The 11,275-nt window shown below is 54.4% G+C and carries 12 protein-coding genes and 1 tRNA gene; 6 read left to right on the top strand and 7 right to left on the bottom strand.

From position 1 onward, the window contains the following. The first annotated feature begins 297 nt into the window (after positions 1 to 297). Complete coding sequence (locus B3P58_RS10720; RefSeq protein ID WP_286717462.1) at positions 298 to 1,230, top strand: porin; 933 nt, start codon at positions 298 to 300, stop codon at positions 1,228 to 1,230. A gap of 84 nt (positions 1,231 to 1,314) precedes the next feature. On the opposite strand, the gene phoR (B3P58_RS10715) is transcribed toward B3P58_RS10720, so the two are convergent. Next, complete coding sequence (gene phoR / locus B3P58_RS10715) at positions 1,315 to 2,595, bottom strand: phosphate regulon sensor histidine kinase PhoR (protein ID WP_225691216.1); 1,281 nt, start codon at positions 2,593 to 2,595, stop codon at positions 1,315 to 1,317. A 10-nt stretch (positions 2,596 to 2,605) separates the two neighbouring features. Next, positions 2,606 to 3,310, bottom strand: a complete 705-nt coding sequence (gene phoB / locus B3P58_RS10710; protein WP_145467515.1) for a phosphate regulon transcriptional regulator PhoB — start codon at positions 3,308 to 3,310, stop codon at positions 2,606 to 2,608. A gap of 267 nt (positions 3,311 to 3,577) precedes the next feature. Between phoB (B3P58_RS10710) and B3P58_RS10705 the strand changes: the two genes are divergently transcribed. Next, a tRNA-Thr gene (locus B3P58_RS10705) sits at positions 3,578 to 3,653 on the top strand. 58 nt (positions 3,654 to 3,711) lie between these two features. Here the strand turns inward: B3P58_RS10705 and B3P58_RS10700 are convergent. Then, complete coding sequence (locus B3P58_RS10700; protein ID WP_286717461.1) at positions 3,712 to 4,182, bottom strand: hypothetical protein; 471 nt, start codon at positions 4,180 to 4,182, stop codon at positions 3,712 to 3,714. Positions 4,183 to 4,375: 193 nt separating this feature from the next. Here B3P58_RS10700 and B3P58_RS10695 point away from each other — a divergent pair, with 193 nt between their 5' ends. Continuing rightward, positions 4,376 to 4,696, top strand: coding sequence for a DUF3392 family protein (locus B3P58_RS10695; protein ID WP_225691213.1), 321 nt, complete (start codon positions 4,376 to 4,378; stop codon positions 4,694 to 4,696). Positions 4,697 to 5,227: 531 nt separating this feature from the next. Further along, on the top strand, positions 5,228 to 6,043 hold the full coding sequence (locus B3P58_RS10690) for a hypothetical protein (protein WP_286717458.1): 816 nt from the start codon (positions 5,228 to 5,230) through the stop codon (positions 6,041 to 6,043). Here B3P58_RS10690 and trmH read toward each other — a convergent pair. Further along, a complete protein-coding gene (gene trmH / locus B3P58_RS10685) occupies positions 6,007 to 6,690 on the bottom strand; it encodes a tRNA (guanosine(18)-2'-O)-methyltransferase TrmH (protein ID WP_286717457.1) in 684 nt (227 codons plus the stop codon). The genes B3P58_RS10690 and trmH overlap by 37 nt on opposite strands. A gap of 118 nt (positions 6,691 to 6,808) precedes the next feature. On the opposite strand from trmH, the gene cysZ reads away from it, so the two are divergent. Together cysZ and B3P58_RS10675 are read left to right on the top strand one after the other, a co-directional pair. Beyond that, positions 6,809 to 7,612, top strand: a complete 804-nt coding sequence (cysZ, locus tag B3P58_RS10680; protein ID WP_225691210.1) for a sulfate transporter CysZ — start codon at positions 6,809 to 6,811, stop codon at positions 7,610 to 7,612. Further along, positions 7,584 to 8,522, top strand: coding sequence for a response regulator (locus B3P58_RS10675; RefSeq protein WP_286717456.1), 939 nt, complete (start codon positions 7,584 to 7,586; stop codon positions 8,520 to 8,522). The genes cysZ and B3P58_RS10675 overlap by 29 nt, the downstream gene beginning before the upstream one ends. On the opposite strand, the gene phoR (B3P58_RS10670) is transcribed toward B3P58_RS10675, so the two are convergent. The 3 genes from phoR (B3P58_RS10670) to B3P58_RS10660 all read right to left on the bottom strand — a co-directional run. Continuing rightward, positions 8,459 to 9,868 (bottom strand): phosphate regulon sensor histidine kinase PhoR, encoded by a 1,410-nt coding sequence (gene phoR, locus B3P58_RS10670; RefSeq protein ID WP_286717455.1) that lies wholly within the window; start codon positions 9,866 to 9,868, stop codon positions 8,459 to 8,461. The genes B3P58_RS10675 and phoR (B3P58_RS10670) overlap by 64 nt on opposite strands. 5 nt (positions 9,869 to 9,873) lie before the next feature. Next, entirely contained in the window at positions 9,874 to 10,572 is a 699-nt protein-coding gene (phoB, locus tag B3P58_RS10665) for a phosphate regulon transcriptional regulator PhoB (RefSeq protein WP_145467530.1), read from the bottom strand. Positions 10,573 to 10,717: 145 nt separating this feature from the next. Further along, positions 10,718 to 11,275 (bottom strand): 4-hydroxybenzoate octaprenyltransferase (locus B3P58_RS10660; protein ID WP_286717453.1); only part of this gene is annotated, 558 nt, incomplete at its 5' end.

Raw genomic sequence — 11,275 nt, 5'->3', positions numbered from 1 at the left:
TACGCTGACTGAATACCAAAGCCCGCCTCAGTTCGGGCTGTGTTGTGGATACAAGTCAGTATTGTACGCACCGGAATAAAGCAAAGTGGCGTATCTGGGCTTAACTTAGACAGATAGCCGGGAGGTATATTCATAAAACATTCACGGAATTGTCATCTGGCTGCAATAAATGTTGTCGATGTCATAATTCTGTAATGTAACTGAAACAGAATTGTCACCTATCGGCCAGCCTGTTGCCTGATACGGCACTTACCGGTAATGGGCCATAACACTGCACGACATTATTCAGGACTCATTATGAAAAAAATCGCCTTATCTCTCGCTATCGCCTCTCCGGTTCTGGTTCAGGCTGAAACCATTAATCTTGAAATTGAAAAGCCGGAATTCTACGGCAAGATCAACGTCACTCAGGAATTTGTGCAGCCGGAAAATAGCGGTAACTTTTCCCAGCTGAACTCCAATGCATCCCGCCTGGGTGTGAAAGGTAAGATTGCTCTGGAGCATGGCCTGAAAGGGATCTACCAGGCTGAGTATGAAACCTTCCAGGATGATGGTGAAAAAGCCGCTGGTCAGACTTTCAGTCAGCGTAATACCTTTATCGGTATCGAAGGTGGTTTTGGCCGTGTGCAGGCCGGTATGTTTGATACACCGTTTAAAAATGCACAAAACAAAGTGGATCTGTTTAACGATCTGCAGGGTGATATCAAAAACATCATTTCCAAAAGCGAAAACCGCTCAAAGAACAGTGTGCAGTATACCTCCCCGTCTTTTGCCGGTCTGGTTGCAACTGTTGATCATCTGAACTCCGAAGATGAAGACACAAACAACGGCCTGTCAGCGTCTCTGGCGTATACCCGTGGCGATATTTACGTAGCCTATGCCTATGACAACGAAGTAAACGGTGAGAAAGTTGACGCTCAGCGTGTGGTTGGTCAGTACAAAGTAGGCGCTGTGCAGCTGGGCGCGCTGTGGGAAACTCTGGACACCGATGGCAACTCTGAAGAAGGCTGGATGGCCTCTGCAGCTTTCAAAGCAACGTCTGACGTTACTGTAAAAGCTCAGTACGGCGCGTCTGATATTAAGAAAGAAGGTGGCGTAAGCTACAGTCTGGGTGCTGATTACAAGCTGGCTAAAAATGCCAAGACCTTTGTTTATGCAACCAGCGAAGAGTCTGATGACGAAAGCGTAAACGCTCAGTACTACGGTGCGGGTCTGGAATACAAATTCTGATAGCGGCATGTGTCGATGCTGAAAGCAGAAACAAAAAAGCGCCGTTAAGGCGCTTTTTTTTGTCTGCGTTAAGGCGTTAAATACTCAGTCTTTTTCCACAACCCGGCTGCGATCGGAAGAGATAATAAAACTGAACGTGCTGCCTTTACCCAGCGTTGATTCGATATCCAGCACGGTATCGTGATGCTCCAGCGCGTGTTTAACGATGGCCAGTCCCAGACCGGAACCACCAACGGTGGATTCACGTGAGTCGTCAACACGGTAAAAGCGTTCGGTCAGCCGGCTGATATGCTGTGCCGGAATGCCGGGGCCACTGTCGCTGATACTTACTTTTACTCCGTCGAAGCCGGAACGGATGGCAAATTCAATTTTGCCTTCGCCGCCGTATTTAATGGCATTGGTCAGCAGGTTGGTCAGTATCGAACTCATTTCATCACTGAAGCCCTGAATCTCAATCTGCTGCGTGCATTTAAAGACGATGCGGTTTTCGCTGTAAGCCTGCAGTTGGTCAACCACCGAGTAGCCCAGCTGCTGCAGGTTAAACCAGTCACCCAGCTGTTCTGTGTTGGCGCTTTCCAGCTTGGACAGCTCAATCAGGTCGTTGACCAGACTCTTCATACGCTGACCCTGGCCATTCATCTGCGAGATAGCTTTTTGCAGGCTGGGCGGTAACTCCATATCACCGAGCATTTCCAGATAACCATTAATGACGGTTAAGGGAGTGCGCAGCTCGTGCGAGACGTCGGCAATAAAATTCTGCCGCATGGTTTCCACCCGCTTACGCTCGGTGATGTCTTTCACCAGCATGACTTTCTGGTCGAGGCCAAACTGGGTGATCTGAATCTGCAGGCTGAATTGCTTACGATGACTGACATCAAACTGCAGAGAGGAGCTGTAATCGCCTTCGTTAAAATAACGGGTGAAACGTGGATTACGGATTAAGTTGGTGATGTGCTGGCCACTGTCTTCTTTGCGCAGACCGAGCAGGCGGGAAGCCGAACCATTGAAGTTGGTGATGTAGCCTTCCTGACCGATGATTACAACACCATCATGCAGCGATTCAATACCCTGATTATAACGCTGCAGTTGCACGGCCTGCTGTGCAAGTTTGTTTTTCAGGTTCTTTTCGCGGCGGATCAGTTTATCCACGCTGTAACCAATCAGGCCGCTGTCCTGTGGTGGCGGACCCTGGCGGTAACTCCAGCGGTACAGGCTGGCCATCGCGCGGAAGGCCATAACCTGCGCCGTTAACAGGCCGAGGATAAGCCCCCAGATGGCATGGCCCGATGACCAGCCAAGCGCAAAACCCAGTCCAACCACGACCAGAATGCGGAAAAACTCACGTTGCCAGGCAACCTGCTGCACACACTTCCCCTTAGCTCTTTACTTCATCGGACGGAGAAAAACGGTAACCGGCACCGCGTACGGTCTGAATCATCTGTTCCTGATCATCGATCGACAACGCTTTGCGCAGACGCCGGATATGCACATCCACCGTGCGGTCATCAATGTAGACATTGCCGCCCCAGACCCGGTCCAGCAATTGGGCGCGGGAGTATACGCGATTGGGGTGGAGCATGAAAAATTCCAGCAAACGGAATTCCAGCGGGCCAAGAGTAACAGGCTGACCGCTGATACTGGCGTTCTGGGAAGAACGGTCAAGGCTGAGCTTACCGGCCTTCACCGGCACGTCATCAATCAGCGCATTGGTGCGGCGTAGTACGGCGCGGATTCGGGCTATCAGCTCACGGGTGGAGAACGGCTTGAGAATATAGTCATCGGCGCCACTGTCGAGGCCGCTGATACGGTCGTCTTCGTCGGCCCGGGCGGTCAGCATAATGACCGGAATATCGGCGGTAAGCTCATCACGCTTCAGCCGGCGGGTCAGCTCAATTCCAGAAAGCATTGGCATCATCCAGTCGGCGATTACCAGATCCGGACGTTCATTGACGATCATCTGATGGGCCAGATGGCCATTGGCAGATAGCTTCACACGGAAGCCTGCGAGTTCAAGGCAGGTTCGGATCATATCGCAAATTGCAGGCTCGTCATCGACAACGAGAATATAGCCACCGCTCATAAGGGTCCTCGATTCTACGGCAAATTTCCGATGCTGATTGTGACAGTTTTATTAAGCACTGTTCACCCTAAATTTAATCGGCCCGGGCAGGCGGTTATGTCTGCCAATGCACAGAGCAAACTGCCCATCAGGCGTGTTAATCCGTCGGATTGTGGCCGGAATATGGCTGTTTTGACTGAAAACACGATAAAGCGATAATTTTCATAGGCTTAGCCAAAAAAGCGGTTGACGGGGCAGAGGCAGGTCAGTAATATCCCCGCCCACTTAGCCGGTATAGCTCAGTCGGTAGAGCAACTGACTTGTAATCAGTAGGTCCCGAGTTCGACTCTTGGTGCCGGCACCAAATTAAAAAGCCCGTCCATTGGACGGGCTTTTTTTATGCTTTTCGGGCGTGGTGGTATTCAGAAGCGCATCGATAATTCCAGGCTGTAGCCTTTATTGTTGGTCTGGCTGACGTTATAACGCACTTCTCCGGGCACTGGTTCGCCCTGATAAATATCCCAGGCGGTCAGCGCAACAAACTTCATCAGATCAACCGATGACGAATGTTCTGTTACACGCTCATCATCAACCAGATCCCAGTGGCTGGCTTCCAGCCAGTCACTAGTGAAAGCGGCTTCTTTATCTTCGTCTGCCCAGGTCATTGAGAAGGGAGCGATAAGGGCAAAGCAGGCTGCGCAAGGCTTAAGCCAGCGCTGGCGGCGCAACACGCCACGCAGGGCACGCTCATCGATAAATCCCAGCTGAATTAATGCCTGCCCGAGCTGACAGGGATTCTGCGCCTGATAGCTCAACGCCTGTTGTAATTGCTCTTCTGTAATACTCTGCTGCTGCAACAGCAGTTGTCCCAGGCGGTGAGGAAGTTCGTTCATGTTCGCAGTTCCTTATTATGTCCTTTACTGCACATCTCCAGAATGGCACAGCGGTGATGGAACACCACGCTGTTTAGTTAACGTTCAGTTTTTATTCGTAACAGAAATGGAACAGGCTGTTCTTTCGGACTAATGTGATGCCTGTCTGCTTTGCTTTCAGCGGACAGATTTATTCACCTGACGGAGAACCTGCATGACCCTGATTCAGACCCTCGCCAGCCATGTCCGGCCACATACCGATGATATAGCGCTGGCGCTGGTAGCAACCCTGTTGGTTATTTTTGGCGATACGATCAACGATCTGGTACGCCGGTTAGTGCGTCCACATCCCATCTGGGTGCGTGTCGGGGTCTTTATTGCGTTGTGTACGTTTGGCTATGGTGCCTTGTCGGTGTGGCTGACGCCGGTACTCGACAGCTATTTACGCACGCTGTCATCGGGGATGTTTCTGAGTGTGGTAGTGGGGGCTTTTGTCGGTGTTGGTTTACTGGCAGAGCGTTATCACAGCCGCTGACTAATAATGCAGAAGAAGTCTGCGATTGGGCTGTTGCCGGGGATTGAGGGAGTGAAGTGGATACAGCAAAAATTTCGCGTGCCCCAAAAAAATCGGGCGGTCAGGACATCCTGTCCTGACCGCCACAGCACCCTAGCGCCATCCTGGCGTCCTAGTCTTCGTTCATCCTTGCCGCTATCCTTCGCGGTTGCTCATCCCTGACCAGCGATCCTTCGCCGACTATCTATCCGTGACTGCAATCCTTAGCGCTATCTTCCTGATCACTGCCATCCCGGCAGTGCGTTCGTCCTTGTGGAATTAAAGATAGCAGAATCGACCTTCTGGGATAGCCCGGGTTTTCTATACTGTGGTTAATCAGAGATAGCGTGTTTTTATAAAATTCTTATAAATCAATGTCTTACATTTTTTCTGTGGCGTTTCTTCCATCGCATCCAGTGCTTTTTACCCAGATGTCGCACTGTCTTGTGAGATATATCGCACAAAGGGGCGGGCGTTTATCTGTCGACGGTTCTTCAGGAGTCATGCGTTTTTATGAGTAATACCCTCAGTCTGCCGCCGGAATTGGTTTATCTGCCTTTGGGAGAAGAGGCCATTCCACTGCTGAAGCGTGGATTTATTCCATTATTACCGGCAACCGCCAGTGGACTGCCCTGGTTATTGCCGCCTCCTGCTCAGGCAGCGCCGCTACGCATTGCTGCGGAAGATTATCTGACACATATGCATGCCGAATACGAACGCCTGCCGGATAACCTGCGCAGCCTGATCAGCCGAGATGATTTTCTGCGTCAGGCTGAGAGCAAGCGTGCAGATATAGAAGCAGCATTGGTTGCCCAGCGTAAAGCGCGGGCAGAAGAGGATATCGGCAAGCCTGAGGACTGGTTGCTGCAACGTTTTTTCAGCGACCCCTATTGTCCGTTAGCCTGGCAGCAGACGGGTGGTTTTCACAGTATCTGGCTGGGGATTGATCCCCAGCAGTGGCCGGGTGCGCAGTTTCAGCCCGTCAGTTACCAGACATCAAGAGCGTCACGGCTGCCCGATAGTCTGTACTGTGACCCGGCTGGTCAGGCGGCTCTGGCGGAACAGCGCCTGATCTGCTCGCGCGAGTCTGTGGATAAGTCCATTCAGGTTGGTCAGCAGCGCCAGTGGCTGTTGCGGCTGCCACCGAAAGCGCTGCGCGTGGTTTTACTGGGTGCACAGATTCCGCGCCGCTTTGAGCAGGGCCTGTTGCAGTTCTGGCAGCAGGATTTCCGCTATCAGCGCATTCCTTTGGCACAGATGCGGTTCAATAACCGTGACCTGAGCTGGGAATATCAGCTGCGGCCGTTGACCAGCGCAGAAAATCCCTGAGGGTCCACCAGTTCTCCGTCCTCTCCCAGCTCCGGGTAAGGCAACTTATATTTGTGGCAGAGTTTGGTAATGGTGGGCTGGCACCATTCAAACAGTAAGCGCTGGTAGGTTTCTTCATCCAGGCGGTTTTCGTCAAACAACCCGGCTGCCTCACGCTGGCGTTGGGCCTCACTGAGAATGATTGCTGCAGCAACCGATACGTTAAAGGATTGCACCATGCCCTGCATCGGGATGATCAGATGCTCGTCGGCCAGCCCGGCGGCCTGGGCACTGATACCTTCTTTCTCATTACCGAGCATCAGTGCGGTTGGGCGGGTGAAATCGTAATCGCGGAAGTCGACTGCGCGGTCGCTGAAGTGGGCGGCGCAGACGGTAAAGCCCTGCTCCTGCAGGTGTTCTATGGCGGTATCAATAGAAGGGTGGGTTTGTACATCGACCCAGGTGCCCGCCCCGGCGGTCTGGTTGCGGCGCAGGCGGTACTGATCTCCGGGCCAGACACAGTGGACTTCGGGCACAGCAAAGGCATCGCAGGTACGGACGATGGCCGACAGGTTGCGGTCTTTATGCACCTCGTCGGTCAGTACGGTTAAATCGGGTTGGCGCAGGCTCAGGGTTTGATGAATTCTCTCCAGACGTTGCGGCGTCACGGGCACGGTTCTCCGGTTCAGATTGGCCGCTTTTAACTGTCGGCAGCACGGGTTGTTGGGTGGTTATTCAAAGGGATGCATTGTATAAAAGCGCCCGGATTGATGCACGGAGCTATCTATGAACGGCAACCCATTTCTTGGCTGGCATTACTTATGGCAGGGCTTCCTCTCGTTACGCGAACCGGGCCTGCGCCGCTTTGTTGCTTTGCCATTACTGCTGAATATTGTTGTGATGAGTGCTGCCAGCTGGTGGGGCGGAAGCAAGCTGAATGGCTGGATTGAATCCCTGGTGGCCTGGCTGCCGGGTTGGCTGGAGTGGTTGTACTGGTTACTGATGCCACTGGCACTGCTGACCATGCTGCTGGTGATGGCGTACTTCTTCAGTACCCTGCTGGTCACGCTGGGCAGTCCCCTTAATGGCTTGCTGAGCGAACAGGTTGAACGCCGTGCGGGTATCGTGCTGCCGGAAGAGCCTGTGCTGAAGATGATCCGCCGCACCTTTGGCCGCGAGCTGACCAAGCTGGGTTATCTGTTGCCGCGTTACCTGCTGTTGCTGGTGCTGAGTTTTATTCCCGGCCTGAATCTGGCCAGCCCGTTACTGTGGTTCTGGTTCGGCAGCTGGGTGGTGGCGCTGCAGTACATCGATTATTCCTTTGATAACCATGGCCGCAGTTTTGCCGAAATGCGTAAAGCTATGGCTGGCGACAACCTCACCGTGCTGAGTTTTGGCGCGGTGGTGGCCTTTCTGATGATGATTCCGCTGGTGAACTGGTTTGTGATGCCGGCGGCGGTGATCGGTGCAACCCGCCTGCGTCTTGAGCGGTTGGGGCAGCCGGGCAATGTCGGCGGATTCGGCTATGCTGAAGGGGATACCCACAGGCAAAGGTTAGCCGATGGCAGCACTGAACATTCTGGTCGTTGATGACGCAGCATTTATCCGCGATCTGGTAAAAAAAGCAGTCCGTGACACTTACCCGGGCTGCGAATTACATGAAGCTGTCGATGGCCGTAAGGCCATCAGCATCATGAACGGCAAGAGCATCAATCTGGTGTTGTGCGACTGGGAAATGCCGGAAGTTTCAGGCATTGAGGTTCTGCAGTGGATGCGGGCCGATGAGCGCTACAAAAAAGTTCCTTTTATGATGATCACCAGCCGCGGCGAACGCGATCACGTGCTGAAAGCAGTGGAGGCGGGCGTCTCGGAATATATCGGCAAGCCTTTCACGCGCGAAAATTTCGTCGGTAAGCTGGCCAAACTGGTCTACAAACATCTGAAAATCCGCCCCAATCAGGGCGAAAGTAAAGCTGCCCCCGGCGGTGGTTCGGCTGATGTGCTGGGTGCTGCCAGCGTTGGCGGAGCAGCCAAGGTGGCCGGCGGAGATCTGGGCGGCGCATCCGTGCTGATGGGCGCAACGCCTAAAGCCATGGCTGAACCGAAAACCGTTGCTGCTGCTGACCTGGGCGGCGCATCCGTATTAATGGGTGAGCAGGCCGCTCCGGCCCGCAAAAGTGCCGCCAAGGCCCGCGGCCTGGCCAGCGTGCGTTTTGGCTCGGGTGGCAGCGCCAAACTGGTGATTAAGGATATCAGCCTGCAGGAGCTGATCGGCGTCTTCCGTCGCGAGGGGCCGTTACCAGCTTTGCTGGAGCAGGTCGTGCTGGATATTGTTGATCAGGACAGCGGCGATGTCGCCCGTATTAACGGTTATGTACGCATGATGCAGGCACAGGAACCCCATCCTGATGCTCAGACCATTCAGATGCTGATCCGCTACGTTGATGACGACCCGGAAAAGCTGGCAACGCTGTCACGTTTTATCGCTAAGGTGCGCTGAGCAGTCAGCGCTTCCACTGGGTTTACTTCGGTGCCCGCTTTTTTATGTTCAGGCATACAGCCAGCCAGCTTCTGCGGTTTGAAATGGCAGGTAAAACAGCTGCCTTTGCCCGGTTCGCTTTCGATCAGCAACTCCCCTTCATGGCGTAACAGCACATGTTTGACGATGGCCAGGCCCAGTCCGGTACCGCCGGTGGCTTTGTTGCGGCTTGGGTCCGCGCGATAAAAACGTTCGGTCAGGCGTGGTAAATGATGCGCCTCAATGCCGCTGCCATTATCGCGCACCGCAAAAAAAGCGCCGTCATCGTTGCAGTACCAGCTTAACTCCACTTTGCCGCCATCCGGCGTGTATTTTACCGCGTTGAACACCAGATTAGAGAAAGCGCTGCGCAGTTCGTCGGCGTAGCCCAGTAGCTGTGCCGGGCAGTCGATGCTGAGACGGATGTCGTGGCCGCGCTCATGGCTCAGTGCCCGGGCATCAGCGGCAATGCTGGCCAGCAGCGGTTCAATCGCCACCGCCTGTGGCTGTTCCTGCTGGGTGGTTTCCAGCCGTGACAGCATCAGCAGATCTTTGATTAACGCTTCCATACGCGCGCTCTGCTCGCTCATCTGCGCCAGCATACGTCCCCAGCGTGGCGGCAGCTGATCGCTGACACTGGCCATGGTTTCGACGTAACCGGATACCACGGTCAGTGGCGTACGTAATTCGTGGCTGACGTTGGCAACAAAGTCTTTGCGCATCTGCTCCAGTTGCTTCAGACGGGTAATGTCATGTACGACCAGCAGCCGGTCTTTACGGCCAAACTGGGTAATGTTGAATTGCAGATGAATGCGGCTGTTAACCGGTGACTTTATCTCCAGCGGCTCGTCATACTCGCCGTGATTAAAGTAGTCGTTAAAAGCCGGGTTGCGGATCAGGTTGGTAATGGGCTGGCCGACATCGACCGGCGCCCGCAGTCCGAGAAATTTGCTGGCGGCATGATTCCACCATTCCAGATTGCCATGGCTGTCGACCATCAGGACGGCATCCTGCAGGGCGGCAGTGGAATCCTGAATGCGGTTGATGATGGCCTGCAGTTTCTGCTGATGCTTGCTGCTGCGTTGTTGCAGCCTCTGGGTTTCGCTGAAAACCGCGCCCCAGACGCCGACGGTGCGTGGCAGCGGTGTGCTCTGGCCCTGTTGCAACCAGTGCTGCAGGCGCGACAGTTGCAGCCATTGCCAGGCGGTATAACCAGCCAGTGCCAGCGCTAACGCTGTACCAGGCTGGTGAAAGCTGAAGCCGATACTCAGTGCGAGCAGCAGCAGATAGCACAGGCGGCGCAATTCCCTGCGCCAGACCGGGCTCATCGGTTTCAGGACGCTTTGGTCGAGAAGCGGTAGCCGGTGCCGCGAACGGTCTGAATCAGATGCTCGTGGGTTTCTCCCAATGCTTTGCGCAGGCGGCGGATATGTACATCAACAGTACGCTCCTCGACATACACATTGCCTCCCCACACCTGATCCAGCAGCTGAGCGCGTGAATAGGCACGCTCCTGATGGGTCATAAAGAACTGCAGCAGACGGTATTCGGTCGGGCCGATATCAATCGGGCTGCTGTGTGAGGTCACGCGGTGGCAGACCGGGTCCAGCATCAGGCCACCGACATCGATAGGCTCTTCAATACCCTGTGGTGTGGCGCGGCGCAGCACGGCTTTCAGGCGTGCAACCAGTTCACGCGGGGAAAAGGGTTTGGTGATGTAATCATCCGCACCGGCTTCCAGCCCCTGTACTTTGTTGTCTTCTTCGCCTTTGGCGGTGAGCATAATAATTGGCAGCTCGGCGGTCAGATCATCCCGTTTCAGACGGCGCGCAAACTCCACGCCGCTGGTGCCGGGCAGCATCCAGTCGAGCAAAATCATATCTGGTTTATTATCGACGATATGAGCATGGGCCTCCTGAACGCTGGCGGCTTCCATACACTCGTAGCCTGCCATTTCCAGGGCGACCGCGATCATCTCGCGGATTGGCGCTTCATCATCGACGATTAATACCGTCTTGCCTGCTTTAGTCATAGTTGTCGTCACGCAAGTGTCACAATCCCGTATTGCGCTGGTATTACACTGGTGCAATGTTACAGGGATGTGACAACTGACTCAGTAACGACCGATTGGCGGAACTTTCTGCACATTCTGTGCGGAGGTGCTCGGAGAACGCGCTTCAGGCGAGCAGGTAATGGCCTGCGAGGCCGGCCCAGATAATCAGGCCAAACCAGTAACTCTGGCGGAAAGCTGTAAAACAAACCTCCCGGCCGCGTGAGCGGATCTGCCATAACTGCGAAGCAAAGAAGAGCGCGCCGCACAGCAGACCAACATAAAACGGCCAGCTCAGCGCCAGCTGGTTGCCCGCAGCGAGCAGGCAGAACAGCGTTATACCCTGAAGCAGACCGATCATTGCCAGATCCAGTTCGGCGAACAGCACCGCGGTGGATTTGATGCCGATCTTCAGGTCGTCATCGCGGTCGACCATGGCATACATAGTGTCGTAAGCCACGGTCCAGCACAGGTTGGCGATATACAGCAGCCAGGCAACGGCCGGAATGTCGTTGCTCTGCGCGGCGAAGGCCATCGGAATGGCGCAGGAATAAGCGGCACCGAGAAACACCTGCGGCAGGTGGGTGTAACGCTTCATAAAAGGGTAGAGCGACGCCAGCCCAAGGGCGGCAAACGACAGCATAATGGTGAAGGTATTGGTCAGCAGCACCAGCAGGAAGGCCAG

It is taken from the genome of Thalassolituus sp. UBA2009 (assembly GCF_002335285.1).
Classification (GTDB): domain Bacteria; phylum Pseudomonadota; class Gammaproteobacteria; order Pseudomonadales; family Oceanobacteraceae; genus Venatoribacter; species Venatoribacter alkanivorans.
Note: the sequence above shows the minus strand (reverse complement) of the source record. Positions and strands in the feature narration are given on the sequence as shown.